General features: G+C 68.7%; 26 protein-coding genes. 10 read left to right on the forward strand and 16 right to left on the reverse strand.

Annotated elements, in window-relative coordinates; all coding sequences use genetic code 11:
- Positions 1–7 precede the first annotated feature (7 nt).
- The 4 genes from C0461_RS06645 to C0461_RS06660 form a co-directional block, all read right to left on the reverse strand.
- Entirely contained in the window at positions 8–1,528 is a 1,521-nt protein-coding gene (locus C0461_RS06645; RefSeq protein ID WP_292105057.1) for an L-aspartate oxidase, read from the reverse strand.
- The gene (locus tag C0461_RS06650) at positions 1,525–2,379 is read right to left on the reverse strand and encodes a site-2 protease family protein (protein WP_292105058.1); all 855 of its coding nucleotides are present in this window, start codon (positions 2,377–2,379) and stop codon (positions 1,525–1,527) included. The genes C0461_RS06645 and C0461_RS06650 overlap by 4 nt, the downstream gene beginning before the upstream one ends.
- On the reverse strand, positions 2,379–3,461 hold the full coding sequence (gene nadA / locus C0461_RS06655) for a quinolinate synthase NadA (RefSeq protein WP_292105059.1): 1,083 nt from the start codon (positions 3,459–3,461) through the stop codon (positions 2,379–2,381). Before nadA ends, C0461_RS06650 begins: the two co-directional genes overlap by 1 nt.
- A gap of 148 nt (positions 3,462–3,609) precedes the next feature.
- On the reverse strand, positions 3,610–7,266 hold the full coding sequence (locus tag C0461_RS06660) for a PAS domain S-box protein (RefSeq protein ID WP_292105060.1): 3,657 nt from the start codon (positions 7,264–7,266) through the stop codon (positions 3,610–3,612).
- 188 nt (positions 7,267–7,454) lie between these two features.
- Here C0461_RS06660 and C0461_RS06665 point away from each other — a divergent pair, with 188 nt between their 5' ends.
- The 4 genes from C0461_RS06665 to C0461_RS06680 all read left to right on the forward strand — a co-directional run bounded on the left by C0461_RS06665 (position 7,455) and on the right by C0461_RS06680 (position 10,852).
- Complete coding sequence (locus tag C0461_RS06665; RefSeq protein WP_292105061.1) at positions 7,455–7,928, forward strand: Dps family protein; 474 nt, start codon at positions 7,455–7,457, stop codon at positions 7,926–7,928.
- A 95-nt stretch (positions 7,929–8,023) separates the two neighbouring features.
- A complete protein-coding gene (locus C0461_RS06670; RefSeq protein WP_292105063.1) occupies positions 8,024–9,202 on the forward strand; it encodes a cell wall hydrolase in 1,179 nt (392 codons plus the stop codon).
- Positions 9,203–9,299: 97 nt separating this feature from the next.
- A complete protein-coding gene (locus tag C0461_RS06675; RefSeq protein ID WP_292105065.1) occupies positions 9,300–10,391 on the forward strand; it encodes a PAS domain-containing protein in 1,092 nt (363 codons plus the stop codon).
- A 53-nt stretch (positions 10,392–10,444) separates the two neighbouring features.
- The gene (locus tag C0461_RS06680) at positions 10,445–10,852 is read left to right on the forward strand and encodes a response regulator (RefSeq protein WP_021697969.1); all 408 of its coding nucleotides are present in this window, start codon (positions 10,445–10,447) and stop codon (positions 10,850–10,852) included.
- On the opposite strand, the gene C0461_RS06685 is transcribed toward C0461_RS06680, so the two are convergent.
- Both C0461_RS06685 and trxB read right to left on the reverse strand, forming a co-directional pair.
- Positions 10,849–11,352 carry an N-acetyltransferase gene (locus C0461_RS06685; RefSeq protein ID WP_292105068.1) on the reverse strand — a complete coding sequence of 168 codons (504 nt, stop codon included), beginning with the start codon at positions 11,350–11,352 and terminating at the stop codon, positions 10,849–10,851. The two genes, C0461_RS06680 and C0461_RS06685, sit on opposite strands and share 4 nt — an antisense overlap.
- The gene (trxB, locus tag C0461_RS06690) at positions 11,346–12,356 is read right to left on the reverse strand and encodes a thioredoxin-disulfide reductase (protein WP_292105070.1); all 1,011 of its coding nucleotides are present in this window, start codon (positions 12,354–12,356) and stop codon (positions 11,346–11,348) included. The genes C0461_RS06685 and trxB overlap by 7 nt, the downstream gene beginning before the upstream one ends.
- A 49-nt stretch (positions 12,357–12,405) precedes the next feature.
- Here trxB and C0461_RS06695 point away from each other — a divergent pair, with 49 nt between their 5' ends.
- The gene (locus C0461_RS06695; RefSeq protein ID WP_292105071.1) at positions 12,406–12,711 is read left to right on the forward strand and encodes a hypothetical protein; all 306 of its coding nucleotides are present in this window, start codon (positions 12,406–12,408) and stop codon (positions 12,709–12,711) included.
- Positions 12,712–12,742: 31 nt separating this feature from the next.
- On the opposite strand, the gene C0461_RS06700 is transcribed toward C0461_RS06695, so the two are convergent.
- The 7 genes from C0461_RS06700 to purQ form a co-directional block, all read right to left on the reverse strand.
- Positions 12,743–13,717 carry a mitochondrial fission ELM1 family protein gene (locus C0461_RS06700; protein WP_292105072.1) on the reverse strand — a complete coding sequence of 325 codons (975 nt, stop codon included), beginning with the start codon at positions 13,715–13,717 and terminating at the stop codon, positions 12,743–12,745.
- Positions 13,708–14,181, reverse strand: coding sequence for a transcription elongation factor GreA (gene greA, locus C0461_RS06705; protein ID WP_045319196.1), 474 nt, complete (start codon positions 14,179–14,181; stop codon positions 13,708–13,710). The genes C0461_RS06700 and greA overlap by 10 nt, the downstream gene beginning before the upstream one ends.
- Before the next feature lie 104 nt (positions 14,182–14,285).
- A complete protein-coding gene (locus C0461_RS06710; RefSeq protein WP_292105075.1) occupies positions 14,286–14,474 on the reverse strand; it encodes a hypothetical protein in 189 nt (62 codons plus the stop codon).
- Positions 14,475–14,480: 6 nt separating this feature from the next.
- On the reverse strand, positions 14,481–15,785 hold the full coding sequence (locus C0461_RS06715; protein ID WP_292105077.1) for a tetratricopeptide repeat protein: 1,305 nt from the start codon (positions 15,783–15,785) through the stop codon (positions 14,481–14,483).
- On the reverse strand, positions 15,778–16,443 hold the full coding sequence (locus C0461_RS06720; protein WP_292105079.1) for a glutathione S-transferase: 666 nt from the start codon (positions 16,441–16,443) through the stop codon (positions 15,778–15,780). Before C0461_RS06720 ends, C0461_RS06715 begins: the two co-directional genes overlap by 8 nt.
- A gap of 60 nt (positions 16,444–16,503) precedes the next feature.
- Positions 16,504–16,644 (reverse strand): hypothetical protein, encoded by a 141-nt coding sequence (locus C0461_RS06725; protein WP_292105080.1) that lies wholly within the window; start codon positions 16,642–16,644, stop codon positions 16,504–16,506.
- 55 nt (positions 16,645–16,699) lie between these two features.
- Positions 16,700–17,362, reverse strand: coding sequence for a phosphoribosylformylglycinamidine synthase subunit PurQ (gene purQ / locus C0461_RS06730; RefSeq protein WP_292105081.1), 663 nt, complete (start codon positions 17,360–17,362; stop codon positions 16,700–16,702).
- 203 nt (positions 17,363–17,565) lie between these two features.
- Here purQ and C0461_RS06735 point away from each other — a divergent pair, with 203 nt between their 5' ends.
- Positions 17,566–19,338, forward strand: a complete 1,773-nt coding sequence (locus C0461_RS06735) for a methyltransferase domain-containing protein (protein WP_292105082.1) — start codon at positions 17,566–17,568, stop codon at positions 19,336–19,338.
- Here the strand turns inward: C0461_RS06735 and C0461_RS06740 are convergent.
- From C0461_RS06740 to C0461_RS06750, 3 genes are all read right to left on the reverse strand, one after another.
- Positions 19,335–19,817, reverse strand: coding sequence for a YbhB/YbcL family Raf kinase inhibitor-like protein (locus tag C0461_RS06740; protein ID WP_292105083.1), 483 nt, complete (start codon positions 19,815–19,817; stop codon positions 19,335–19,337). The two genes, C0461_RS06735 and C0461_RS06740, sit on opposite strands and share 4 nt — an antisense overlap.
- A 103-nt stretch (positions 19,818–19,920) precedes the next feature.
- Positions 19,921–21,441 carry a DEAD/DEAH box helicase gene (locus C0461_RS06745; protein WP_292105085.1) on the reverse strand — a complete coding sequence of 507 codons (1,521 nt, stop codon included), beginning with the start codon at positions 21,439–21,441 and terminating at the stop codon, positions 19,921–19,923.
- Positions 21,442–21,691: 250 nt separating this feature from the next.
- A complete protein-coding gene (locus tag C0461_RS06750) occupies positions 21,692–22,468 on the reverse strand; it encodes a hypothetical protein (protein WP_292105086.1) in 777 nt (258 codons plus the stop codon).
- Between the two features lie 121 nt (positions 22,469–22,589).
- On the opposite strand from C0461_RS06750, the gene C0461_RS06755 reads away from it, so the two are divergent.
- From C0461_RS06755 to fusA, 4 genes are all read left to right on the forward strand, one after another.
- Complete coding sequence (locus tag C0461_RS06755) at positions 22,590–22,961, forward strand: hypothetical protein (RefSeq protein WP_292105088.1); 372 nt, start codon at positions 22,590–22,592, stop codon at positions 22,959–22,961.
- A 232-nt stretch (positions 22,962–23,193) separates the two neighbouring features.
- The gene (gene rpsL, locus C0461_RS06760; RefSeq protein WP_021697983.1) at positions 23,194–23,568 is read left to right on the forward strand and encodes a 30S ribosomal protein S12; all 375 of its coding nucleotides are present in this window, start codon (positions 23,194–23,196) and stop codon (positions 23,566–23,568) included.
- 39 nt (positions 23,569–23,607) lie between these two features.
- Positions 23,608–24,081 (forward strand): 30S ribosomal protein S7, encoded by a 474-nt coding sequence (gene rpsG, locus C0461_RS06765; protein WP_021697984.1) that lies wholly within the window; start codon positions 23,608–23,610, stop codon positions 24,079–24,081.
- A gap of 121 nt (positions 24,082–24,202) precedes the next feature.
- On the forward strand, positions 24,203–26,281 hold the full coding sequence (gene fusA, locus C0461_RS06770; protein ID WP_292105092.1) for an elongation factor G: 2,079 nt from the start codon (positions 24,203–24,205) through the stop codon (positions 26,279–26,281).
- Positions 26,282–26,333: the final 52 nt, after the last annotated feature.

Raw genomic sequence — 26,333 nt, forward strand, 5'->3', positions numbered from 1 at the left:
GGAAGGCTCATGCGGCGGCCATGGCGACGGGTGAGGGGGACAGGGTGATGCGGGTGTGGCGCGCCTCGGCGGCGGCGTCCGGATGGTCGGCGCGGAAGTGGCCGCCCCGGCTTTCACGGCGCTCCAGCGCGGCCCGGGCGATCAGGCGGGCGGCGATGAGGGCGGGGGCGGGGCCGTGGGCCGCCTCGAGGCCGTCGATCACGTCTGTCAGGGCGGACAGGCCCGCCGCGTCGCGCACCACGCCGGCGTGCAGGCTCATGGCGGCGCGCAAGTGCTGCAAGGCGGCGGGGGGCAGGGCCTCGGGCGCGAAGACGGGCATGAGCGGGGCGGCGGGGGCGTGCGGCTCGTCCCGGGCGGTCAGGCCGCAGCGCCAGCCGAAGGCGGCGGCCTCCAGCAGGGAGTTGGAGGCCAGGCGGTTGGCGCCGTGCACGCCGGTGGCGGCGCATTCGCCCACGGCGAACAGGCCCGGCAGGCTGGTGCGGCCGTCTGTGGCGGCGGCGATCCCGCCCATGTGATAGTGCGCCGCCGGGGCCACGGGCATGGGCTGGACGCGCGGGTCGATCCCTGCGGCCATGGCGGCGGCGAAGACGGCGGGGAAGTGCTCGGGGAAGTCCGGGCCGATGGCCTGCCGCGCATCCAGAAAGGCGCCGCGCCCGGCGGCGATGGCGGCGTGGACGCTGCGGGCGACGATGTCGCGGGGGGCCAGATCACCCCGGGGGTGCTCCACGACAGGTGCGCCGTCCCGGTCGATCAGGCGCGCGCCCTCGCCGCGCAGGGCCTCGGTGGCCAGGGGCGCAGGATCGGCGCCCACGTCCAGCGCGGTGGGGTGGAACTGGACGAACTCGGGGTCGAGAATCTCGGCGCCGGCCAGCGCCGCCAGACCCAGACCCTCGCCGCGCAGCTGGGCCGGATTGGTGGTGACGGCGTAGAGGCCGCCGACGCCCCCGGTGGCGAGGATCACGGAGGGGGCGAGAACCTCGATCAGCGCGCCGTCATCCTGACGGAAGGCGGCGCCCCGCACGCGGCCGTCCGCGTCCTGGATCAGGGCGGCGAGGGTCAGGCCGGAGCGCAGGGTGATGTGGGGCGCGGCCAGGGCGGCGGCCCCGAGGGCCTGGACGATGGCGCGGCCCGCGCCGTCGCCGCCCGCGCGCACGATGCGGGGGCGGGAATGGGCGGCCTCGAGGCTCTGGACGAAGCGGCCCGAGGCGTCGCGGTCGAACGGGGCGCCCAGCTCGAACAGGCGCTGGATGGTTTCCGGCGCGGCGCGGGCCAGGGCCAAGGTGGCGTCGGCGTCGTTCAGGCCCGCCCCGGCGGCGACGGTGTCGGCGGCGTGCAGCTCGGCGCTATCGTCGGGATACAGGGCGGCGGCGACACCGCCCTGCGCCCAGGCGGAAGCGGCGGCCTGGCCCACGGGCGCGGGGGTCGCCACCAGCACCGGGCGCGGCGCGGCGGCCAGGGCGGCGGACAGACCCGCCAGCCCTGCGCCCACGATCAGCGGGCCGTCGTGGTGGAGGCGCCGGGCGCTCATGACGCCAGTCCGAGGAAGCGGCCCGAGGTGGTCAGGGCGGCGGACAGGCCCTCGCCGGTGTAGAGGGCCATGGCGGTGAGGCCGACGGCGGCGCAGGCCGCGCCGGTGGCGACGAACAGGCCGAGGCTGGCGCCCGCCTGGGGCCAGCTGAGCGGGGCGGTGTCGGGCCGCCAAGCGCCGCGCCGCAGGTGGCTGAACACGCCGAGCGCCAGGAACAGGGCGAGGATATAGGCGCCGCGATCAAGGCCCCACAGGACGATCAGGACGCCGACTCCCAGCAGGGCGGCTTTCTCCAGCAGGGGATGGATGCGCGCCAACACCGGACCCAGCGCCTTCGACCCGTCCAGCGGCGGGGCGGGGGCCAGGTTGAGCAGGTTGATGAGAGCCACGAACCACGCGCCCTGCAGCCACACCGGGTCGCCTGTGACGGCCCAGACGGCGAAGAAGGGAATGGCGGCGACCAGGCCGAAGGCGGGACCGGCCAGCGAGACCAGCACGCCGATCCATTCGCTGGCGGCGCCGCGCGCGCCCTTCGCCGCGCCGCCCAGAAACGGGATGATGTAGATGCGCGCCGGACCCATGCCGAGGCGGTTCATGGCCAGGACGTGGCCGTACTCGTGGACCAGAAGGCCGACGATACCCGCCACCGCGTAGACCCAGCCCATCAGCCACCACAGCAGACCAGCCAGCAGGGCGGTGGACACCAGCGCCCAGACCGGGTTCTGGCCGGGGTTGTCGTCGTCGACGGAGCGGCGTTCAGGCGTGCGGACGCGAGAGGGGGCCGGGTCGCCCACGGCGCCCCACGGCCCGGCCTTGGCCGGGTTGATCGGGCCGGGGCGAGTGTCGCTCATCAGATCATCTCGACCGCGACCTGATGGCCGCGGGCGCGGACCAGATCGTAGCGGGCGGGCTTTTCAGGCGGGGGCAGGTCGACCATGCGCTGGACCGCCAGACGGGCGCGTTCGGCGATGTCCTCGGGCACGGTGACCTCGAAGGTCATGTCGCGCAGGGAGTCGCGGATCTTCTCCAGGGTGATGCGCTTCATGTGCGGGCACATGTTGCACGGGCCGATGAACTTCACCTCCGGCGCCTCGCCGGCGATGTTGGAGGCCATGGAGCATTCGGTGATCAGGACCACCTGGGCGGGCCGGTTCTTCACCACATAGTCGTTCATGGCGGCGGTCGAGCCGGCGAAGTCGGCGGCGTTCAGCACGTCCTCCGGGCACTCGGGGTGGGCCAGAACCACCGCGCCGGGCCAGGCGTCGCGCATGTCGGCGATGTCGGCGGCGGTGAAGCGCTCGTGCACCTCGCAGGCGCCCTTCCAGGCGATGATCTTGATGTCGGTCTGGGCGGCCACGTTGCGGGCCAGATATTCGTCGGGGATCAGGATGACCCGGTCCACACCCCATTCCTTCGCCGCCCACTCCACCACCTGAACGGCGTTGGCGGAGGTGCAGCAGATGTCGGTCTCGGCCTTCACGTCGGCGGTGGTGTTCACATAGGTGACCACCGGCAGGCCGGGATAGCGCTGCTTGATCAGGCGCACGTCGGCACCGGTGATGGACGAGGCCAGCGAGCAGCCGGCCAGCGGATCGGGGATCAGGATGGTCTTGTCCGGGGACAGGATCTTGGAGGTCTCGGCCATGAAGTGGACGCCGGCCTGGACGATCACCTTCGCGTCCGAGCGCGCGGCCTCTTTCGCCAGGGCGAGGCTGTCGCCCACGAAGTCGCCCACGCCGTGGAAGATCTCCGGCGTCATGTAGTTGTGGGCGAGGATGACCGCATCGCGCTGGATCTTCAGGGCGTTGATCTCGGCGATCAGGGGGGCGTGCAGCGCCCACTCGGCGGGGGTGACGTGGTCCTTGACCTTGTCCCACACGGGGTCGTTTTTCCGGTCAAGCTCCGGCGCGAAAAGCATCTGTCCGTCCGCCATGGTCGCCTCCAGTTTTGCTCGAGTTGAGCAAATCCAGGTTCCTAAAAAACGCCGGGCCCGGAAGGGGTCGAGACCGGCGACTTATGCTGATAGTGAGCATAAGTGGGCTTAATGTAGGACTCCACGGCCCTGATGCAAGGAAAATCGGTCAGTCGAGGGACAGGATCTCGCCGAGGCGACGCTGAAGTTCGTCGGAGGCGTAGGGCTTGGGGAGCAGCGGCCAGGGCGCGTCCTTGAGAGCCTTGTCCACGTCATCTCCCGCATAGCCCGACGTCAGGACGATGTGCATGTCCGGCCAGCGCTCCGCCGACGCACGCGCCAGATCGATGCCGCTCATGCCGCCGGGCATGACGATGTCAGTCAGCATCAGGTCGAAGGCGCTGGCCTCCAGCGCGGTCAGGGCCTGATCTGCGTTCTCCACCGAGACCACCTCCAGGCCGAAGCTCATCAGCAGGTCCATGGCCACCGCGGACACGGCTGGATCGTCCTCAACCAGCAGGACCCGGCGGCCGGAGACGGAGGCGGGGGCCGAATCCTCGGTCGCGACGATGTCGCCCATGTCCTCAAGGGTCAGGGCCGGAAGGTAAAGGCGCACCTGGGTTCCCTTGCCGGGCGCGCTTTCGATACGCACATCGCCGCCGCTCTGGCGCGCGAAGCCGTAGACCTGGCTGAGGCCCAGGCCGGTGCCCTTGCCAACGGCCTTGGTGGTGAAGAAGGGCTCGAAGACCCGGTCCCGAACCTCGTCACTCATGCCCTCGCCGGAGTCTTTCACCGTCACACAGACATGCGGGACGCCGACCGGACCGCCGGGCAGGTCGCAGTTCTCGGTGGTGATGCGCAGGCTTCCCTGCTCGCCCATGGCGTCGCGGGCGTTGACCACGAGATTGAGCAGGGCGGCTTCGAACTGGGCGGCGTCCACCCGGGCGAAGGCGCCGCCCCGCTTGAGCCGTGTCCGGAAGTCGATGGCCTCGCCCAGGGCGCGGCGCAGCAGGGGCTCGCTCTCGCGGACCAGGGCGTTGAGGTCGCAGGGCTCCGGCCGCAAGGCCTGGCGCCGCGAGAAGGCCAGCAGCTGATGTGTCAGGCGTTCGCCGCGCCGGGCGGCGGCCAGGGCGGCCTCGCCCATCTTCTGGCGGCGGGCGGCGTCGTCGGGCGACTTCAGGATCATGTCCAGGGCGCCGATGACCACGGTCAGGAGATTGTTGAAGTCGTGGGCCACGCCGCCGGTGAGGCGGCCGACGGCCTCCATGCGCTGGGCGTGCATCAGGTCCTGCTCGGCCCGGGCTTTCTCCTCCAGGGCTTCGGTGACCTTTTCCGCCAGCAGCTCGTTAATGCGCTTGAGGTCCTGCTCCGCCCGCTTGGCCTCGTTGACGTCGAAGGCCACGCCCACGAAGCCGATGACCTCGCCATGGGCGTCCAGGCGGGGACGCGAGAAGGAGCGCAGCCAGCGGTATTCGCCCGAGTTGTGGCGGTAGCGCGCTTCCAGCGAGAACGGCTTGCCGGTGGCTTCCCCGGCGAGGGACTCCGCGAGGATGCGTTCGTGGTCGTCGGGGTGCAGATATTCGCGCCAGTCGGCGAGACGCACGGTCTCGTAGTCCGCGCCCATGTATTCGACATAGGCCTGGTTGACGAAGGACCGGACACGGTCAGCCCGCGTGACCCAGATGAGAACGGGGGCGGTGTCGGCGATGTCGCGGAAACGGCTTTCGCTTTCCCTCAAGTGGGCCTCGGCCCGGGCCCGCTCCAGCTCGGCCCAGGTGCGGTCGGCGACCTCCTCGATCAATTCGACCTCGGCGTCGGTCCACTTGCGGGGGTGCGCGTCATGGACATAGAGAAAGGCGCGAAGCCGTCCGCCGCGCACAAGAGGCGCGCGCACCAGGGCGCGGGTGTCTATGGAGTCGAAGGTCGCCGCCGAGTCCCGGGTGCGTGGATCCTCGCGCACGTCGCTGATCCGCACGACCGCGCCCGCGGCCAGGTCCTTCATCACCGCCTCGCCGAAGGCGTTCAGGGCCCAGTCGCCCTGGGCGCTGGCCACCGTGTCGGTCCAGTCACGGCCGAAGGCGACCACGCCCTGATCCTCGTCGATTTCGCCATAGCCCACGCGCTGAACCTCAAGCGCCTCGCCCAGGGCGGCCTCGACGGCGACCATGATCTCTGTCGGCTCGTCCAGGTCCCGCAGCCTGTCGGTCAGGGCCAGCAGGAAGGTCTGGCGACGTTCGTCGCGAGCAAGGCGGTCAAGGGCGTTGCGGGTTTCAGTGACGTCGAAGGACATGCCCACATAGCCGCGGAAGGCGCCGTCCGTATCGAAGCGCGGCTTGACGCTGACGCGCATCCAGCACCAGTCGTTCGACGCGTTGCGGAAGCGCGACTCGAATCCGTAGGGGCGCCGGGCGGTCCGGGCCTCCGCCTGGATCTCCGCCACGAGGCCGAGGTCGTCGGGGTGGAGGGTGTCCTTCCAGATGTGGCCGCGCAGCTCCTCCGCAGGGCGGCCGTAGAACTCCACCAGGGCCTCGTTGACGAACTCGACCTCGCCCTCTTCGTTGGTCAGCCAGACGGGCGCGGGCGCGGTGTCCGCCAGCAGACGGAATCGGGACTCGCTTTCCCGCAGCGCCGCCTCGGCCGCCTTGTTGTCTGTGATGTCGGTCACCACGGCCATCAACCAGGGCTCGGTGTCGGGGCTTTCGCGACCGATGCGCACCGAGGTCAGGGCCCAGAAGTCTCCCCCGTCCTTGCGGCGATATCGCTTCTCGATCCTCACGCCGTCGGGCTTGACCGCCGCAGTTCGGACCGCCGCGCCGGTCCGGGCGACGTCCTCGGGATGGGTGATGTCGGCTGTGGTCTTGCCGAGAATTTCGTCGCGCGAGTAGCCCAGCATCTCGCAGAAGCGGTCGTTGACCTTGAGAATGCGGCCGTTCAGGTCGGCCTTGACGATGCCGGCGGCCGCCTGCTCGACCATGGCGGTCAGTTCGGCCTCGTTGTCGCGCAACGCGTCCTCCACCATGCGGGTGTCGGTGACGTCCAGATTCACGCCGATCATGCCGAAGAAACGGCCTTCGGAATCCAGACGCGGACGGGCGTTGGTGTGAACGATGCGCCATTGGCCGTCATTGCGGCGGTAGCGGGCCTCCACCTCGAAACCCTGCGCCGCCATGGAGGCCTCCATGGCGACCTGACGCACACGGGGGGCGTCTTCAGGGTGCAGGCTGGCGCTCCAGTCGAACTGGCCGAGATCCTCAGGGGCGCCCCAGAATTCGCGTAGCGCCCTGTTCAGGTAGACGCAGTCGCCCTGCTCGTCGCTCATCCACAGCATGACCGGCGCGTCCTCGCTGACCAGCCGGAACCGGGCCTCGCCTTCATCAAGAGCCGCCGCCGAAACATGCAGTTCCGTGAGTGAGCGGTCGAGCGACCGCAGGGTATGGCGAAGGGACGCCGCCAGAATGATCCCGAACACGGCGGTCAGGGAGAAGGTGATCGTGTTGACGAGATTGCGCAGGGGCTCGGCCGGGAACATGCCGGGAAGGACGGTCATGCCCCACGCGGTGGCGATCGCCAGAATGAGCGCGGTGAATCCGGCGAGGCGGCCGGCCCACAAGGCGGCCACGAGGATCCCCGGCAGGTAGAGCATCAGCCCGGAGGCGCCGCCGTAAACGCCCTGCAGCGAGAGGCGGATCAGGATGCCCACCGCGGCGCCGGCCACGCCGACAAGAAGGGCGTGACCCGGCCCGCGGTCGCGGGACAGCGCGACGCGCCGGAAAATCCGGTCCGCCTCGTGCTCCGGCGTCTTCGCCCCGCTCGTCCCTGAGGACATGGCTCCCCCGATGCCCGCTTCCGTTGCTCCGTGCGCTCACGGAGATGCTGCGGTGTTGCTACGCAACGCTTTGACGCCAAACGCGTTCCGGCGCTGCAAGATACAGCCGGCCGGCCGCGCGAAGGCCTTGCGTCCAGCTCTGCTGTTCCTACCTCAACATCATCCCGAGTCGACCCCAAGGAGCAACCATGACCGCCAAGATGGACACCGGCCTGAAGAAAGCGGACCGCACCGACATCGCCGCCGAGCTGAAGAAGGTGCTGGCGGACAGCTTCGCCCTGTATCTGAAGACCCACGGCTACCACTGGAACGTGCGGGGGCCCCAGTTCTTCGGTCTGCACAACATGCTGGAAGAGCAGTATCGCGAGCAGTGGGCGGCGCTGGACGAGATCGCCGAGCGCATCCGTTCGCTGGATGAAACCGCGCCCCAGGGCTTCGGCACCTTCGGCAACCAGACCAGCATCAAGGACGGCGACCCTGAAAAGACCGCCCAGGCCATGATCGAGGAGCTGGTGGGCGACCACGGCACGGTCATCGCCACCCTGCGCAAGGCCATCGAGACGGCCGATGAAGCGGGCGACGAAGCCACCGCCGACCTGCTGACCCAGCGTCTGGCGGCCCACGAGAAGACCGCCTGGATGCTGCGCGCCACCACCCAGTGAGGTGAACCGGTCGTAAGGTCGGGAACACGAATCCGCCGGAAAATGCGGGTATGAGAGCGTGAAGACGCGATGTCGCGTCAGAACCCGGAGCGCCGATGCGGACCCATGACGTCAGACAGGTGCTGAAGCGGACGTGGCGGATCGTCACGGCCGCGCCTGTCGTCGTGGGCGCCCTGGCCCTCGCCATGTCCGCCAGTTCGACGGTGCGCCCTGAGTCTGACCGGACGGCCGAGGGGCTGGCGCGGCTGACTCAGGGACAACTGAACGAGGCGGGTCTGCTGGCCGTGTCCGGCCGGCTCGACCCGGCCACGCTGGCTCTGGCGCGACGGCATGATCCCGCGTTCGGCGGACCCGGCATTCCCGGTCTGACGCCCGGCTGGGAAAGCCTGACCCTCAACGGCCGTCCGCGCCTGGATGGCACGGCTTCAGGCGCCGATGCACGGCGCCTGAACGCCGCCATGGCGGCTGAGCCCGGAGCCCTGCGTCCCGTCCGGCCTTTCGTGTTCAATGCGGCCACGGCCGATGACCGCCGCCGCGCCCAGCGCTGCCTGACCCAGGCGGTCTATTACGAAGCGGCCCTGGAGAGCACTCTGGGGCAGGAGGCGGTGGCCCAGGTGGTGCTGAACCGCGTGCGCGACCCCAACTATCCCAACACCGTCTGCGGCGTGGTGTTCGAAGGCGCCGAGCGCACCACCGGATGCCAGTTCAGCTTCACCTGTGACGGCTCGCTGGCCCAGGGGCCGGTGGACTGGGCCTGGCGTCGGGCCGAGGCGGTGGCCCGGCGGGCCCTGGCCGGGCACGTGGCGGTCGAGGTGGGCACCGCGACCCACTATCACGCCGACTATGTCCATCCCTGGTGGGCGCCGACGGTGACCAAGATCCGCCAGATCGGCGCGCATATCTTCTATCGCTGGAACGGCGCCCTGGGCGACACGGCCGCCTTCATCCAGGCCCATGCCGGACGTGAGCCGGTGATCGACGAGGCCCGCTTCTCCCGTCCGCGCTTCCAGACCGCCGCGGCCGGAGAGAGTCTGGAAAGTCTGGCCGAGGCGGCGGGCGCCGCGCCGCGCACCGTGGAGATCAACGGCGCCACCCGGGTGGTGGGGGTGATCAGCCTGGGCGGACGACGTCAACCCACAGCCGCGGAAGTGGCGGACATCAACGCCCGCCTGGCCGACTTCGAGGAGGCGCGCGCCGCCCCGGCTGAGGAGCGAGTCCCGCCGCCCGGCGTGACGGTTCTGGATGTCGAGGAAGTGGGCCGCCCCGGCGCCTGACGTCGTCGCAAACTCCTGTGCTGCAACGATCTTGAGGCTTTTGCATTAGGTTGAGGCCCGCGCGAATGTCGCGTCCGGGACTGCCGCCGGAGCGCCTGTGAAAGACCGCGTGACCATCGAGACCGACGACGCTTACGAAGGCGACGATCTGCGCAAGGCCCGGGAGGCCCTGGCCGCCAGCGAGGCCCGGTTCGGGGTGCTGGCCGACAGCATGCCCCAGATGGTGTGGTCCACGCGGCCGGACGGATTCCACGACTACTTCAACGCCCGCTGGTATGAATTCACCGGCGTTCCCGACGGCTCCACTGACGGTGAAGGCTGGAACGGCATGTTCCATCCGGAGGATCAGGACCGGGCGCGGGAGCTTTGGGAGCAGTCGCTGAGGACCGGCCAACCCTATGAGATCGAATACCGCCTGAGGCACCGGTCGGGCGTCTATCGCTGGACCCTGGGCCGGGCCGTGCCGCTGAAGGACGGGGACGGGCGCATCACGCGCTGGTTCGGCACCTGCACCGACATCGACGACCTGAAGCGCATGGAGCAGCACAAGGAGGTGCTGAGTCAGGAGCTGAGTCACCGGATCAAGAACATCTTCGCGGTGGTGTCGTCCCTGATCGCCCTGTCGGCGCGCAAGCACCCGGAGGCCGTGCCTTTCGCCCGGGATCTGCGGACCCGGGTGGGGGCCCTGGCGCGGGCGCATGAGTTTGTGCGGCCCCATACCGACGTGTCGCGCCCTACCGTCGGCGACATGACCCTGCACGCCTTCCTGGCCGACCTGTTCCGGGCCTACGCCGCCGAGGACGGGACGCCGCGGGTGATCCTGAAGGGCGACGACGCCGCTTTCGACGACCAGGCGGCGACCTCGGTGGCCTTGCTGTTCCACGAACTGGCCACCAACGCCGCCAAGTACGGCGCCCTGTCCATGCCCGAGGGCCGCGTCATCCTGACCACGGAGACCCGGGACGACCGGTTCGTCCTGACCTGGGTGGAGGAGGGCGGACCGACCATCAGCCATGAGCCGCGCCATGCCGGCTTCGGCTCCAGTCTCGCCAGCCTGTCGGTTGAAAATCAGCTGGGTGGAAAATTGGAACGAAGATGGGAGCCGCAGGGTTTGATCCTCACAGCAGATCTTCCGTCCACTGCGCTGTCTCGCCGCAGGGCGGCGGCCAGGACCAGTGAAACCCGGTAACGCCGTTCTGCGTTATCGTCAGCGGAGGGCCATCAAGGCTTTGAGTTGAGGACATGAAACCGAGAATTCTGATCATCGAGGACGAAGCGATCGTGGCCATGGAGCTGCGCTTCGTGCTGGAGGATCTCGGATACGAGGTCGTGGACGCCGTGGCTGACGCCAGATCGGCGCGAAATGTGGTGCGAGAGACACCGGTTGACCTGGCGCTTGTGGACATTCACCTGTCCGACGGTCCCACGGGGGTCGAACTGGGCCGCGAACTGGCCAACGATCAGAACGTCACGGTCCTCTACATGACCGCCAATCCCGGCATGGTGCGAGACGGCGTGGCAGGGACCATCGGTGTCCTGACCAAGCCCACCGACGAACGGGCGGTGCAGACCGCCGTGGCCTACGCCCTGCGCCGCCGCCAGGGCGAGATGTCTCCGCCCGCTCCGGCGGAATTGAGACTGTTCGCCTAGGCCGCGATCCCGAATGGCGCGGCGTACAACGGACGCCGGGGCCGGTTCAACGCACCCTCTTTCAGCTCCATCGCCATAAAGGCGTCGCCCGCATCGAACGGGTCATGAAGCTGCTTCGCCGCCTGCGCCGAGAAGCCGTGACGGGGATAGTAGGCCGGGTGGCCCAGCACCACGACTGCGGCCACGCCCAGCCTGCGACAGGCTTCGACCCCATCCACGATCAGGCGGCCGCCGACACCTTGATTCTGGCGCTCTGGACTCACGGCCACGGGGGCGAGGGCGGCGCCGGGCACGGTGTCGTTCTCGCCGGCCAGGCCCAGCCTTGTGAACAGGATATGGCCGATGACCACCTCGTCCTGGACAGCGACCAGCTCCACAAGGTCATCGCCGTTGGCGCGCAGGGCGTCCACCAGATCGGCTTCTTCCGCGGTCGGGAAAGCGTCCAGATTGACCGCACGGATGGCGGCATGGTCCCCGGACGTGGCCGGGCGGATCACCACGCGCCGATTTTCTCCGCTTCCTTGTGGCTGATGGGGTCGCCCGCTTTCGCGTGGTCGACCTCCGCCAGGAAGCGCGCGGCCTCAAGCGCCGCCATGCAGCCCATGCCCGCGGCCGTCACGGCCTGGCGATAGACGTCGTCGGTGACGTCGCCCGCCGCCCAGACGCCGGGAATCGCGGTGGCTGTGGTTCCGGGCTTCACCTTCAGATAGCCGCCCTCGTTCATCTCCAGCTGGCCCTTGAACAGCTCCGAGGACGGGGCGTGGCCGATGGCGACGAAGAAGCCGTCGCAGGAGATCTCGCGGGTTTCCCCCGTCCTGGCGTGCTTCAGGCGCAGGCCGGTCACGCCCATGGGGTTTTCCGTGCCCAGCACCTCGTCGATCTCGTGGTCCCAGATCACCTCGACCTTGGGATTGGCGAACAGGCGCTCCTGCAGGATCTTCTCGGCGCGGAACTCGTCGCGGCGGTGGACGACCGTGACCTTCGAGGCGAAATTGGTGAGGAACAGGGCTTCCTCCACCGCCGTGTTGCCGCCGCCGACCACCACCACTTCCTTGTTGCGGTAGAAGAAGCCGTCGCAGGTGGCGCAGGCGGAGACGCCGAAGCCCTGGAATTTCTGTTCGGATGGCAGACCCAGCCACTTGGCCTGGGCGCCGGTGGAGATGATCACGGTCTCGGCCAGCAGTTCTCCGCCCGAATCCAGCTTGAGCCGGAACGGGCGCTGCGACAGGTCTGCCTCGACCACGATGTCGTGGATCACCTCGGTGCCCACGTGCTCGGCCTGGGCCTGCATCTGCTGCATCAGCCAGGGGCCCTGGATGACCTCGGCAAAGCCTGGATAGTTCTCGACCTCGGTGGTGATGGTCAGCTGGCCGCCGGGCTGCAGGCCGGCGATGATCACGGGCTCCAGCATGGCGCGTGCGGCGTAGATGGCGGCGGTCCAGCCGGCGGGGCCGGAACCGATGATGGCGACACGGACTGTGCGGGGGGCGTTGGGATTCGACATGGTCCCAATCTAGGATGCAATCATCAGCTTTGCGACATGGAGGAAGCAGATGGCTGAGGACAAAAATACGCAGGGCGGGCCCGGGGCGGGTCTGGCGCTCGGGATTGGCGTGGGGCTCTCCATCGGCACGGCGCTGGGCGTCGCCCTGGACAATCTCGCCCTGGGCATCAGCCTCGGCCTGGCGATCGGCGCGGGCGTCGGCGTGGCCATGGGAGGCGCCATGCGCTCCGACGGGCGCAAGAAGGACGGGGACGGCTCGGTCCCCGCGACCGACACCTCGTCCGGCAAGGCGCGGAACGACGCGGAGTCGTCCGATAGCGGGGGCGACGGCGGCGGTGGGGACGGACGCGCCTGAACTCACTGCATAGCGGCCGCCTTGCGGCGGCCTATTCTGCGTCCAGTTCGACGCCCCGTTCGGCTAGACGCCCACGCAGCGCATCGGCAATATCGGTGGTCGCGTCCACCGGCGCATAGGTCCATGCGTCAAGACGTCCCTCGAACGGCCGCGTGGCGCCCGTGGCGGCCAGCGCCCGGTGGTAGCGGTCGAACTTGGAGCCCTCCGCGCCGGGCGAGTGGAACACATGCACCGGCTTGCCGGTGGAGGCGGCCTCGCCCGTCATGTTCACGGAATCGGCGGTGACGATGATGGCGTCCGCCGCCGCGACCCATCCGGCGTAGGGATTGGGGCCCGAGCCCTCATAGAGGCGGGCGGTGCGGCCGGCGACCCACTGGCGCAGGCGTTCAGTGAAGGCAGGCGGGGTGCGGCGTGAGGCGGTGGCCAGAACCGTTCCGCCGCCTGCCGCCTGATCCGTCAGGGCCAGCAGGCGGTCCAGTTCGGCCTCGTCGAAGCGATAGACGCCGTTAGGACCGCCCACCATCAGCAGCACGAAGGGACGGGGCAGGGCGGCGAGGTCGGCCAGAGCCTTTTCGCCTTCCTCCGCCAGACGCGCGGCGTTCAGCCGGTGCGGCGAGGTCAGGGTCTTGAGCACATTGGGGCCGCGGACCGGATCGTGCTCGGGCGCCCAGATGAAGTCGAAGGCTTTCGGCCCGGTCTTTGGATCCTGCAGGGCGACGGTGAAGACCTGGCCGTCGGACACCGTGCGGATAGCGCGGGCGTAGGGCGCGGCCTGCCGTCCCACGGAAATCAGAAGCTTTGGCCAGGGCGGCGAAAAGCGGCCGTCGGCGCCCACTTCGCCGGGCGCGACAGGCCCCCACGGCGCCAGCCAGCGCCAGGGCGCCTTGGGGGTCACATGGAACAGCTCGTGGCGCGCGCCGAGGGCCTCGGCCACGCCGCGCGCCTGAACGTCGGAGCCGGTCGCTCCGTTGGTGATGAGCCAGACGGGAGCTGGTCCTATTTCCACTCGACCTTGAGGATCTCGTAGGCCTTGACGCCGCCGGGGGTGTTCACCTCGACCACGTCACCGACTTCCTTGGAGATCATGGCGCGGGCGATGGGCGATGTGATGGAAATCTTGCCCTGCTTCACATCGGCCTCGTGTTCGCCGACGATCTGGTAGCGGCCCTCTTCCTCGGTGTCCTCGTCGACCACGGTGACCGTGGCGCCGAATTTCACCTGGTCGCCGCTGAGCTTGGACACGTCGATGACCTGGGCGCGGCTGATCTTGTCCTCGATCTCGGCGATCTGGCCCTCGATCCAGCCCTGGCGCTCCTTGGCGGCGTGGTATTCCGCGTTTTCGGACAAGTCGCCGTGCTCGCGCGCCTCGGAGATCGCGGCGATCACCGCTGGGCGCTCCACCGACTTGAGTTGTTTCAACTGATCGTCGAGAGCGCGATAGCCCCCGGCCGTCATCGGCACTTTTTCCATGTGCGATTGGGTTTCTTATTCGCCCTAGAGAAGGTGCAAGCAAACAAATGCCGGTCGAGGGCGCTTCGACCGGCCAGAAAGGATAGGGCGCGTTGAGACGGACTTCAAGCGGTCGTGTCTCGCGTTTGCGAAAAGCGATGCCGCACTGCGCGCCAGCCGAGCCATATCAGGCCCGCGCCGAGGAGCAGGGCCGCCAGGCCTGAGGCGGCCGCCACGCCGGCGGCAAGGAAGGCGAAGACCAGAGCGATGCCGGCCAGCGCCAGGGAGACGTACTGAATGATCGAGAGTCGCATGAGGCCTTAACGGATCGCGGCCCCATCCGGTTGCGTGGCGGCCCATGCAGCCTGGACCGTTTCGCGGAAGAGTGAGCGAAAGGGCTCAACTTCAGTGCGGGCTTCGGCGCCCAGATTTCGGGTACGGGCCAGCAGGGCGTCGCGGGCGGGGCGCAGCAGGGCCAGGGCTTCCCCGGGTCGACGCTGGTCATTCAGGAAGGCCGCCAGACCCAGCTGGCGCAAGGTCAGGCGAGGGTGGCCGGGGGCGACATTGGCTCGGGCGATGTCGACGGCCTGGCGATAGTCGTTCTCCGCCGCCGCGGTCCGGCCCATGGCCTGCCGGGTCTCGGCCCGTCCCAGCAGGATCCCGCTGAGGGTCATGGCGAAACCGGGTTGATACGGCTCGCGCAGCAGGTCGATGGCGCGGTCATAGGCCGCATCGGCGTCCTCATGGCGGCCCTGACCGTTCATGGCGTCCGCCAGAGCGGCCAGGCTGACTGCGTGCATATGGCGGTCGGGCAGGGCGGCGCGAACATCGACCGCCTGGCGCAGCCAGGGCTCGGCCTCGGCGTGACGGCCCATCCGCGCCAGTGTGAAGCCCAGGTGGTGCAGGGCGTAGATGTGGCTTTCACTCCCCGGTTCGGCATGAGCGAGAACCTGCCGCAGCAACGGTTCGGCCTGGCCCATGTCCCCCCGGGCATGGAGGTGGGCGGCCAGATTGTAGATGGAGATCAGGGTGGGCTCGCCGGTCGGCCCGAACAGCTGTTCGCGCAGGGCGACGGCGTGGCGCAGGGCGGCGGCGGCGTCGCTGTTGCGGCCGACCTCGCCGCGGGCCGTGCCCAGATTGTGCCAGGCGGTGGCGGTCTCCGCATGGGCGTCGCCGAAGGTCTCGCGGGCGTGATGCAGGGCCTGCGCCGCCGCCTGCTCCGCGTCGATGAACCGGCCCGAACGGGACCAGGTCTTGGCCAGCAGCCCCCAGGCCGAGGCTCTTTCGGTGTCGCCCGTGGAAGAGGAATCAACGATGTCGACCAGTTCCGACTCGGCCTCGTCAAAACGACCGAGTTCGATCAGGCTCCAGGCCCACAGCAGCACGGTGGCCTGGGTGGCCTGTGTTTCGCCCCAGCCCAGGGCGCGCCAGCCCTGGACCACCTCGCGCAGCGCCGGCTCGGCGGCGGCGTGGTCGTCGGCCATGTTGAGCGCATAGGCGCGCTCGGCCAGACCCTGGAGCCGGGCGGCGCGGGCCTCGGCGTCGACGACCGGCCTGGGCTGCGCGCCGACGGGCGCGGCGGCCAGGATCAGCGCGGCCGCCAGCAGGGCCGCGGCCCTAGGCATAGGCGTAGGTCCCGCCGCGCTTCAGCGCCGCCTGCCAGGCCGGGCGGGCGTGGATGCGCTCGAGGAACGTGCCGATGTTGGGCCGGCCCTCTGTCACCGCCATGCGGGTGGCGGCGGCCTCCAGCGGGAAACTCATCATGATGTCGGCGGCCGTGAAATCCGGTCCGGCGAACCAGCCGTCGCGGCCCAGTTCGCTGTTCCAGTAGTCGGCGTGGGTCTTGAGCTGGGGGTCGATGAAGCTCTTGTTGGCCGCCTTAACGATGCCTCCCACGATCGGTTTGACCAGACCGGGCGCGCGCTTCGGCAACTGGCTGAACACCAGCTTGAGCAGCAGGGGCGGCATGGCCGAGCCCTCGGCATAGTGCAGCCAGTAGGTGAAGCGATGACGCTCCGCCGAGCCGGCGGCGGGACGCAGGCGGCCTCCGCCATGGGTGTCCAGCAGGTATTCGATGATCGCCCCGGTCTCGGCCACGCGCACATCGCCGTCGTCCAGCACCGGCGATTTGCCCAGCGGATGGACGGCCTTCAGCTCGGCCGGCGCCAGCATGGTTTTCGGGTCGCGCTCGTAGCGGCGCACCTCGTAGTCCAGCCCCAGCTCCTCAAGCAGCCACAGCACGCGCTGGGAGCGGGAATCGGCGAGGTGATGGACGATGATCATGAACGGCCCTTTTGACAGGCCGCCATCATGGCTCGGGGCCACAGGCGCCGTAAAGCGCGATCAGCGCCGCTTGCGACGGCTGTTCGAGAACAATCGCCAGGCGATGGCGCCCAGGGCCAGCTTTCCGGCGTTGCGGCTGGCGAATCGCCGCGCGCCGCGACTGAGCAGCAATCCGCCGACGAGGGTGGCGAGTCGGGGCATGGCAGGGCTCCGTTATTTTCCGTTGCCGGTCAAACGGATGAAGCGACCGTTGGGTTCAGGCCGAGGCCATCACGCTCTGGAACAGCGCGGCGCCGTCGGCGGAGCCCAGCTCGGCTTCGAAGGCGCGGTCTGGGTGGGGCATCATGCCCAGCACATTGCCCCGCTCGTTGACGATGCCGGCGATGTCGCGGGCGGAGCCGTTGGGATTGGAGACGTAGCGGAACACCACCTGGCCCTCGCCCTCCAGCCGGTCCAGGGTCTCCTCGTCGGCGAAATAGTTCCCGTCGCCGTTGCCCTGGGTCATGACCACCTCGCGCTGGCCCTGGTAGGCGGCGGTGAAGCGGGTCTGCCCGTTGGCGATCTCGAGCTCGATGGGCTTGCAGACGTATTTCAGCCCGGCGTTCTTCATCAGCGCGCCCGGCAGCATGCCGGCCTCGCACAGGATCTGGAAGCCATTGCAGATGCCGACCACCGCCACGCCCGCGTCAGCCGCCTTCTTCACCGCGCCCATGATCGGGGCGCGGGCCGCCATGGCGCCGGCGCGCAGATAGTCGCCATAGGAAAATCCGCCCGGCAGGACGATCAGATCCACGCCGTAGGGAAGCTCGGTGTCGGCGTGCCAGACCATGTCCACCCTGGCGCCGGTGGAGCGTTCGACGGCGACCTTGCAGTCGCGGTCACAGTTGGAACCCGGAAATACGATGACGGCTGCGCTCATGGCGCGGGCCTGTAGCAGGGTTCGCGACGTTTGTCAGTGCGCCTTCACAAGCGGCGCCCCGTGGGCGGCCCGCCGCGTGCCTGGCGCAGCCGGGCCCGCCGTCCGGCAGGGAAGAGGATTGGCGACAGCCCGCGTCGATCAGCCATTGCGCCTGGCGCCTGGCGCCCACTACCGTGGCCCGGAAACCGAGGATCGACCCCTTCATGATCGAAAGCGCGCGCCCCGTGGAAGGGACCCTTCGCCCCGCCCTGAATCAGGTTCTCGACGGCGCATCCATCGCCATAGAACCGTTCCAGCACTTTCCGCTGGTGGTTGACCGGCTGGCGCAGTTGAAGTCCGCCCTCGACCTGTCGCCGCCCGAGGGCATGGCGCTGGAGTTCGGCGTGTTCAGGGGTGTTTCGCTGCGGGCGCTGGCGCGGGCCTTTCCCGGGCGTCGGTTCACCGGATTCGATTCCTTCGAGGGGCTCCCGGAGCCCTGGCGGCGCAGCGAAACCAGCATCTATGAAGCGGGCCATTTCGCCCTGAAGGCCCTGCCGGCCATGCCCGCCAATGTCGAACTGGTCGCGGGCTTCTTCGAGGACAGTCTGGACGCCTGGCTCGAGGCCAATCCCGGTCCGGTGGGCTTCGTCCATGTGGACCCGGACCTGTATTCCGCCGCCAAATTCGTACTGGACCGCCTGACGGACCGGCTGGCCGACGGGGCGGTGCTGGTGTTCGACGAACTGGCCGACTGGAAGGACGAGGGGGTTTATCCCCTCTGGCGCGAGGGCGAGTGGCGCGCCCTGTGCGAATGGCTGAACGAGCAGGGTTTCTGCTTCCGCATCCTGTCGCGCAGCGCGCGCTTCGAGGCGGCGATCCAGATCTATCGCAAGCCTCCGCCGGGGCGGCGCGCCGCCGATGATCTGGCCCATGCGGCCAGTCTGTGGACCCACGGAGCTCCGGACGCCGCCCTGGCCCTGCTGGAGGAGACCGTGGCGGCCAAGCCCGGCTGGCTGACCGGGCTGCACCGGCTGGCGCAGTGGCGGACGAAGACCCGGGACAGCGAGGCGGCCCTGGCGGTCATTGATCAGGCGCGGGCGACGGCGGGCGACAGGACCGCCAGCGGCCCGGTGATCGATCTGGACCGCCTGAGCGCTGAAAACCACTATCGCCTTGGCGATCTGGAGCAGGCCGCCGCGGACATCGCCCGGTTTCGTCGGCAGAGGCCGGATCATGTCTCGGGCCTGACATTGAACGCCTTGATCGCCGCGCGGCTGGGACGACATGAGGAGTCCGCCGCCCAGTGGAGCCGGGCGTCGCAAATATCCGGTTCAGCCGCTTACGAAGAGAACGCCCGCGATCAGAAAATCCTCTCGCAGATCCGGCCGGAGTTCCGGGCCATGCGCAAGAGCGGCCTGATGATCCAGCATCTGATCGACGATCGCGCCTTCGAGACCGTGCTGGACATCGGCAGCGGCGCGGGTGAGCAGGCCCAGGCCCTCCGGCGGCACGGGAAAAAGGTCACCGAGCTGGATTACGGCGAGAGCCCGTCATTCCTCGGCCGCGAGGACGGGGGCGGGGTCATCATCGGCGACTTCCTCCAGACCCGGTTCGAGACGCCCTTCGACTGCGTCATCGCCTCGCACGTGCTGGAGCACCAGGTGAACGTGAACGCCTTTCTGCAGACCATGCGCGACAGCGTCCGCGAGGGTGGGATCGTGGCCATTTCCGTGCCGCCGCTGAAGCACCAGATCGTCGGCGGCCACGTGACCCTGTGGAACGCGGGACTGGTGCTCTACAATCTGGTGCTGGCGGGATTTGACTGCCGGACGCCCTGGATCCGGCAGTACGGCTACAACATCTCGGTGGTGATCCAGAAGCGGACGATCCGGCCCGAGGGGCTGGTGTTCGACAACGGCGACATCGACCGCATCGCCCCCTTCCTGCCCGAAGGCTTCGGCGAGGGCTTCAATGGCGATATCCGCCAGCTGGGCTAGCCCTTGTTCTCGTAGACGGCCGTGATCTGCGCCCGGGCCAGGGTGTGGAAATGCAGGTTGAAGCCGAACACCGCGCCGGAGTTGTCGGCGGTCACGTCCAGCTTTTCGGCATCCACGGCGAAGACGGTGAAGATGTAACGGTGGGGGCCGTGGCCGGGGGGCGGGGCGGCGCCGCCGAAGCCGGCGTCGCCATAGTCGGTGCGGCCCTGAACGGCGCCCCCGGGCAGGTTCGCGCCGCCCACGGCTCCCGCGCCCCGGGGCAGTTCGGTCACGTCGGCGGGGATGTTGGCCACGGTCCAGTGCCAGAATCCGGAGCCGGTGGGCGCGTCGGGGTCATAGCAGGTGACAGCGAAAGATTTCGTCCCGTCCGGCGCGCCGGACCATGCCAGATGGGGGGAAGTGTCGCCGTGCGCCTTCACATGGGCTTCGGGCAGCGTGTCGCCGTCCCTGAAATCGTTCGAAGTGACGGTGAAAGTCATGGGCGTCTCCCTGTCCGGTGATGCGCGTTCAACGCATTCGCCGGACAGGGGATGCCGAAATGGCGTCCGGGTCAATTCACCCGGACGCGCCCGAAGGCGACGGTCAGGCCATCTCGGGCTTGCGGGCGCCGGAGCGGTTGCGGCCGCGGCGCTTCATCTTGAAGTCGCCCTCGACCGGAGGCCTGGGCGCCCGCTCGCCGGCCATGGGATCAAAGGTCGGACGCGCCGGCTGGGCGCGGTCGGCGGACTGGGCGCCGGGCTTGCCGCGGCCGCGAACGCGGTGGGGCTGGCCCTTGCCGCCTTCGGGACGCACGCCGTCGCGGTGCGGGTTGCGGTTGCGGCCGCGACCGCCGGGGCCGCGTCCGTCGCCGCGCGGACGCTCGTCGTCCGGCAGGGTGGCCTTCTTGCCGACGCCTGCGGCCATGATGGAGGCGTCCAGCGCCGCCAAGGCCTTGTCGTTGCGGCGATCCCAGCTTTTCAGCTTCTGGCGCGTGACCCGCTCGATGTCGCGCAGCAGCTTCATCTCGTCGGGGGCGCAGAAGCTGACGGCCGAGCCGTCGGCGCCGGCGCGGGCGGTGCGCCCGATGCGGTGCACATAGGCTTCCGGCACGAAGGGCAGCTCGAAATTGACCACGTGCGAGACGCCGTCCACGTCAATGCCGCGCGCGGCGATGTCGGTGGCCACCAGCACCCGCAGCTTGCCCTTCTTGAAGGCTTCCAGGGCCCGCTCGCGCTGGGACTGGCTCTTGTTGCCGTGGATGGCGCCGGCCTCGACGCCGCCGGCCTCAAGATAGGCGGCGACCTTGTCCGCGCCGTGCTTGGTCTTGGTGAAGACCAGGCAGCGGGTCATGGCCGGATCGGCGAACATCTCCGACAGCAGGGCGCGCTTGCGGCCCTGTTCGACGATGATGACGCTCTGGTTGATGCGCTCGACGGTGGTGGCCTGGGGCGTCACCTGGACCTTGACCGGGTCCTTGAGCAGTTCGCCGGCCAGCTTGCCGATTTCGGTGGGCATGGTGGCCGAGAAGAACAGGTTCTGGCGGCGCGCGGTCATGCGCGACACCACCTGGCGGATCGGCTTGACGAATCCGAGGTCCAGCATCTGGTCCGCCTCGTCGAGCACGAAGATCTCGGTCGTCGACAGGTCCAGGGTCTTCTGCTGGACGTGGTCCAGCAGGCGGCCCGGGGTGGCCACCAGGATATCCAGGCCCTGCTGCAGGGCGCGTTCCTGGCCGCCGTACTTCACGCCGCCGAAGATCACGGCCACGCGGAAGCCGAGATTGGCGCCGTAGGTCTTGAAGCTGTCGGCGATCTGGCTGGCCAGTTCGCGGGTGGGGGAGAGGATCAGGGCGCGGGTCGTGCGGGGCACGGGCGCCTTACGGTCCGCCGCCAGCCGGTGCAGGATCGGCAGGGCGAAGGCGGCGGTCTTGCCGGTGCCCGTCTGGGCGATGCCCAGCAGGTCCTTGCCCTTCATCACGTCCGGGATGGCCTGGGACTGGATGGGGGTGGGGGTGTGATAGCCTTCGCTGGTCAGAGCCTGCAACAGGGCCGGATTCAGGCCCATGTCGGCGAAGGGAATAAGGGTCTTGGTCAAAATGGTTCTTTCGCATGCGGCGACGCGCATCAGGCCGGGCTCAAAGCCGAAGGCCGCGCGCCGCCAATCCCGATGGGGTCCGCGAGATGCGGGCCGACGGGAGTGATCGGGCGCCGCCCCGCGTGTCCGGGCAGCGAATGAATCTTGAGGAGCCGGCCGCTGCTACAGTCAGGTCTTTCGAAATAAAGACCCACACGCGCTGGAGCGCACCGGAAATCGCGTTTGTGCGATGCAGCGCTAGATGGGCGCTAATTGCGGCGACGTCAAGGCCGGGCGCGGTTCAGTCGTCGTCGACGCGGTTGCTGCGCTGGCGGATGGGGGTCTCGGCGCCCTGACGCACATCGACGCCCGGCGCGTCACGCAGATGGGCGCCCGCGCATCCCATGCCCAGGTTGGAGCCCACGCAGTCGGCGGGGCCGACCACGCCGGTTCCGCCCGATAGCGGCGCGCGCTGGGCTTCATAGCGGGCGATGTTGGCCCGACCCTGGCGGGCGAAGGCTTCGTCGCGATCGGGATCGCCGGTGCCGCGAATGGGCGGCGCTTCGCCGTCGCCGGCGAAGCGCTCGTCGCAGGCGACGCGCTCGGCGGGCGTCATGTCCCGGCGCGGACGGGTGCAGGCCAGGCCGGAGGCCCGCAAGGCGCGAGCCACCTGGTCCCCGGTCGCGTCGGCGTCCACCCGCCAGCGCGGTTCGACGCCCCCGCCGGCCGCGTCGGGCCGAATGGGCAGGCGCAGGGCCTCCAGGCGGCGGCGCTCCTCTTCCTCTTCCTGCTGCACCGGCGTGCGCAGACGGATTTCACGGCCCAGGGCCGGGACCTCGCGCGGCTGTTCGATAACGGTCTGGGGCGGCTCGCGCAGCACCTCGCCCGGCATGACGGGGCGCGGCTCGATGCGAACATAGAGCGGTTCGGGCGGGGCAGGAACGCCGGACATGTCCAGGCCTGTGCGCATGCCGACGACGCCCAGCACGATCAGGTGCAGGATCAGCGAAGCCCCGACCACCCCCAGCAGGGCCCGGTTGCGGGCGACGCCTTCGTGCAGACGCAGTACAGTCGACATGAAGCCCCTTGTCGTGCTCATCCGGCCGGGCCGATGGCCTGAATCTGCCGCGAGCGGTTCGCACTGCCATTATTCGGGGTTATGCGTCCGGTTTAAGGCGAAGCTGACGGGGAGGTGACTCATGGTCCGGGAACGCGGGGCGGCATTCTCACGCATGGTCGGTCTGGGCGCGGCGCTGTTGTCCATGGCCGCCGCCTGTGCGCCATCGCCGCCGGAAGTGCGGCTGGCCGAAGGAGTCGGTCTGGTGACCATTGAATGCGCGGTCGGCGAAAACGGATCGTTGAGACGGTGTGCCGTGATCAGGGAATCGCCGCAGGGCTTCGGCTATGGCGAGGCGACATTGCGGCTCGCCCGGACACAGATGGGCCCGGTTGCACGGGCTGGGCAGGGCGTTGAGGGCGCGCGCGTGCGAATGACAATTCGCTGGACGTCGTCGGATGATGGGACAGTGACGCCCGAAACCGATCTTGACCTTCCGCCCCCCGAAGCGTAAACGGCGCGCACTTCGAGGCATGGGCGGTCCGCCGTCTGCTGATCTCGTGACAATCGAACGGACGGGCTGAGCCCGCCGGAACGCCCAAAGCGCGCGTTCCGGCTTTTCTGTTTGAGCGCACGGTCGGTCTCGATAACAGCCCGGGCGCGGTTTCGGCCACGTCCAAAAGAAGGAACGCGAGGCGCCCCGGCCGACAGGCACACGCCTCCATCGCAGAAGAGACCAGACACGAATGCCTACGATCAACCAGCTGATCCGCAAGCCGCGCAAGCCCAAGCCCGTGCGCAACAAGGTGCCGGCCCTGGAGGGTTCGCCCCAGCGCCGCGGCGTCTGCACCCGCGTCTATACGACGACCCCGAAGAAGCCCAACTCGGCCCTTCGTAAGGTGGCCAAGGTCCGCCTGGCCAAGAACGGCTACGAAGCCGTGTGCTACATCCCCGGCGAAGGCCACAATCTTCAGGAGCACTCGGTGGTCCTGATCCGCGGCGGCCGCGTGAAGGACCTTCCTGGCGTCCGCTACCACATCCTGCGCGGCGTGCTGGACACGCAAGGCGTCAAGGACCGCAAGCAGCGCCGTTCGCACTACGGCGCGAAGCGTCCGAAGTAAGCCCTGCGCGTCCAGAATATTATTTAAGAGGGTAACCCCATGTCCCGTCGTCACCGCGCACAGAAGCGTGAAGTTCTGCCGGATCCCAAGTACGGTGATCTGATCGTCACCAAGTTCATGAATTACGTCATGTACGAGGGCAAGAAGGCCGTCGCCGAAAACATCGTCTACGGCGCGTTCGAAATCCTGGCCGAGAAGAAGAAGGACCAGGAGCCGGTCGCCACCTTCCACTCGGCGCTGGAAAACGTCGCTCCGGCGGTCGAGGTCCGGTCGCGCCGCGTCGGCGGCGCCACCTATCAGGTGCCGGTCGAGGTTCGCCCCGATCGCCGCCGCGCCCTGGCCATCCGCTGGTTGGTCAACGCCGCGCGCAACCGCGGTGAGAACACCATGACGGAAAAGCTGGCCGCCGAGCTGCTGGACGCCGCCAACAACCGCGGCACCGCGGTCAAGAAGCGCGAAGACACCCACAAGATGGCCGAAGCCAACCGCGCCTTCTCCCACTACCGCTGGTAAGCCGGTTTTCCGGCTGACGGCCCTTCAAGAAGCGGGCGGTTTGCGTTAGACCGCCCGCGCTCCTGAAGACCCTCCCTGACCCAGGCGCCGGATCGGCGCCGAACACCCGAGTTTTCGAATTATGGCCCGCATCAACAAGATCGAGGACTACCGCAACTTCGGCATCATGGCCCACATCGACGCGGGCAAGACGACGACGACCGAGCGGATTCTCTATTACACCGGCAAGTCCCACAAGATCGGCGAAGTGCACGACGGCGCCGCCACCATGGACTGGATGGACCAGGAGCAGGAGCGCGGCATCACCATCACGTCCGCCGCGACGACCGCCTTCTGGAAAGAGAAGCGCCTCAACATCATCGACACCCCCGGCCACGTGGACTTCACCATTGAAGTTGAGCGTTCGCTGCGCGTGCTCGACGGCGCGGTGACCGTGCTGGACGGCAACGCCGGCGTGGAGCCCCAGACCGAAACCGTCTGGCGCCAGGCCGACAAGTACCGCGTGCCGCGCATCATCTTCGTCAACAAGATGGACAAGCTGGGCGCCGACTTCGAAACCTCGGTTCAGTCGATCCGCGACCGCCTGGGCGTGAAGGCCGTCCCGATCCAGCTGCCGGTCGGTCAGGAATCCGACCTGCGCGGCATCATCGACCTGGTCCGCATGAAGGCGATCATCTGGGAGAACGACGGCCTGGGCGCCGAGTTCACCGAGGAAGAAATTCCCGCCGAGCTGGCCGACAAGGCGGCGGCGGCCCGCAGCTACCTGATCGAGAACGCCGTCGAGCTCGACGACGAGGCGATGGAAGCCTACCTGGAAGGCAACGAGCCCTCCGAGGAAACCATCAAGAAGTGCCTGCGCAAGGCGGTTCTGAACGCGGCCTTCTATCCGATCCTGTGCGGCTCGGCGTTCAAGAACAAGGGCGTGCAGCCCCTGCTGGACGCGGTGGTCGACTATCTGCCGTCGCCGCTGGACATCCCGCCGACCCCGGGTCTGGACTACAAGACCGAGGAGCCGGTGGTCCGCCACGCCTCGGACGACGAGCCCCTGTCGGTTCTGGCGTTCAAGATCATGGACGACCCCTTCGTCGGCTCGCTGACCTTCTGCCGCATCTATTCCGGCAAGATGGAGACGGGCATGGGCCTGCTGAACTCGACCCGCGACAAGAAGGAGCGCGTCGGCCGCATGCTGCTGATGCACTCCAACAACCGCGAGGACATCAAGGAAGCCTACGCCGGCGACATCGTCGCCCTGGCCGGCCTGAAGGACACCCGCACCGGGGACACCCTGTGCGACCCGACCAAGTCGCCCGTCATCCTTGAGAAGATGGAGTTCCCCGCGCCGGTCATCGAGATCGCCGTGGAGCCCAAGACCAAGGCCGACCAGGAGAAGCTGGGCGTCGCCCTGGCCAAGCTGGCGTCCGAGGATCCGTCCTTCACCGTCTCCACCGACCACGAGTCGGGCCAGACGATCCTGAAGGGCATGGGCGAGTTGCACCTGGACATCAAGATCGACATCCTGAAGCGCACCTACAAGGTCGAGGCGACCATCGGCGCGCCGCAGGTGGCCTACCGTGAATCCCTCGGCAAGAAGGCCGAGATCGACTACACGCACAAGAAGCAGACCGGCGGTACGGGCCAGTTCGCCCGCATCAAGATGATCTTCGAACCCGGCGAGCCGGGCTCGGGCTTCGTGTTCGAGTCCAAGATCGTCGGCGGCAACGTGCCCAAGGAATACATCCCGGGCGTCCAGAAGGGCATCGAGTCCGCCAAGGACAACGGCCTGCTGGCCGGCTTCCCGCTGATCGACTTCAAGGCCACCCTGATCGACGGCGCCTACCACGACGTGGACTCCTCGGTGCTGGCGTTCGAAATCGCTTCGCGCGCCGCCTTCAAGGAACTGCGGACCCAGGGCGCGCCCAAGCTGCTGGAACCGATCATGGCCGTCGAGGTCGTGACCCCGGAAGAGTATCTGGGCTCGGTCATCGGCGACCTGAACGGTCGTCGCGGCATGATCCAGGGCCAGGACGTGCGCGGCAACGCCACCGTCGTGAACGCCTTCGTGCCGCTGGCCAACATGTTCGGCTACGTCAACAACCTGCGCGGCATGTCGCAGGGCCGCGCGCAGTTCACCATGCAGTACGACCACTATGATCCGGTGCCGCAACACGTCGCCGACGAAGTGATCAAGAAGTACGCCTAACCCACACCCCCAACCTTAAAGGACCCCGTTTGGGGGACAGGAGCTAAGAGAT

This window comes from Brevundimonas sp. (genome assembly GCF_013823285.1).
Lineage (GTDB): Bacteria > Pseudomonadota > Alphaproteobacteria > Caulobacterales > Caulobacteraceae > Brevundimonas.

Bases quoted from the DNA above. Each gene is read 5' to 3' on its own strand.
- C0461_RS06745 (WP_292105085.1), bottom strand. From the start codon at position 21,441: ATGCGCGTCGCCGCATGCGAAAGAACCATTTTGACCAAGACCCTTATT.
- C0461_RS06645 (WP_292105057.1), bottom strand. From the start codon at position 1,528: ATGAGCGCCCGGCGCCTCCACCACGACGGCCCGCTGATCGTGGGCGCA.
- purQ (WP_292105081.1), bottom strand. From the start codon at position 17,362: ATGAGCGCAGCCGTCATCGTATTTCCGGGTTCCAACTGTGACCGCGAC.
- C0461_RS06710 (WP_292105075.1), bottom strand. From the start codon at position 14,474: ATGCGACTCTCGATCATTCAGTACGTCTCCCTGGCGCTGGCCGGCATC.
- rpsG (WP_021697984.1), top strand. From the start codon at position 23,608: ATGTCCCGTCGTCACCGCGCACAGAAGCGTGAAGTTCTGCCGGATCCC.
- C0461_RS06680 (WP_021697969.1), top strand. From the start codon at position 10,445: ATGAAACCGAGAATTCTGATCATCGAGGACGAAGCGATCGTGGCCATG.
- C0461_RS06695 (WP_292105071.1), top strand. From the start codon at position 12,406: ATGGCTGAGGACAAAAATACGCAGGGCGGGCCCGGGGCGGGTCTGGCG.
- C0461_RS06735 (WP_292105082.1), top strand. From the start codon at position 17,566: ATGATCGAAAGCGCGCGCCCCGTGGAAGGGACCCTTCGCCCCGCCCTG.
- C0461_RS06720 (WP_292105079.1), bottom strand. From the start codon at position 16,443: ATGATCATCGTCCATCACCTCGCCGATTCCCGCTCCCAGCGCGTGCTG.
- trxB (WP_292105070.1), bottom strand. From the start codon at position 12,356: ATGTCGAATCCCAACGCCCCCCGCACAGTCCGTGTCGCCATCATCGGT.
- C0461_RS06755 (WP_292105088.1), top strand. From the start codon at position 22,590: ATGGTCCGGGAACGCGGGGCGGCATTCTCACGCATGGTCGGTCTGGGC.
- greA (WP_045319196.1), bottom strand. From the start codon at position 14,181: ATGGAAAAAGTGCCGATGACGGCCGGGGGCTATCGCGCTCTCGACGAT.
- C0461_RS06665 (WP_292105061.1), top strand. From the start codon at position 7,455: ATGACCGCCAAGATGGACACCGGCCTGAAGAAAGCGGACCGCACCGAC.
- C0461_RS06750 (WP_292105086.1), bottom strand. From the start codon at position 22,468: ATGTCGACTGTACTGCGTCTGCACGAAGGCGTCGCCCGCAACCGGGCC.
- fusA (WP_292105092.1), top strand. From the start codon at position 24,203: ATGGCCCGCATCAACAAGATCGAGGACTACCGCAACTTCGGCATCATG.
- rpsL (WP_021697983.1), top strand. From the start codon at position 23,194: ATGCCTACGATCAACCAGCTGATCCGCAAGCCGCGCAAGCCCAAGCCC.
- C0461_RS06740 (WP_292105083.1), bottom strand. From the start codon at position 19,817: ATGACTTTCACCGTCACTTCGAACGATTTCAGGGACGGCGACACGCTG.
- C0461_RS06650 (WP_292105058.1), bottom strand. From the start codon at position 2,379: ATGAGCGACACTCGCCCCGGCCCGATCAACCCGGCCAAGGCCGGGCCG.
- C0461_RS06725 (WP_292105080.1), bottom strand. From the start codon at position 16,644: ATGCCCCGACTCGCCACCCTCGTCGGCGGATTGCTGCTCAGTCGCGGC.
- C0461_RS06670 (WP_292105063.1), top strand. From the start codon at position 8,024: ATGCGGACCCATGACGTCAGACAGGTGCTGAAGCGGACGTGGCGGATC.
- nadA (WP_292105059.1), bottom strand. From the start codon at position 3,461: ATGGCGGACGGACAGATGCTTTTCGCGCCGGAGCTTGACCGGAAAAAC.
- C0461_RS06660 (WP_292105060.1), bottom strand. From the start codon at position 7,266: ATGTCCTCAGGGACGAGCGGGGCGAAGACGCCGGAGCACGAGGCGGAC.
- C0461_RS06715 (WP_292105077.1), bottom strand. From the start codon at position 15,785: ATGCCTAGGGCCGCGGCCCTGCTGGCGGCCGCGCTGATCCTGGCCGCC.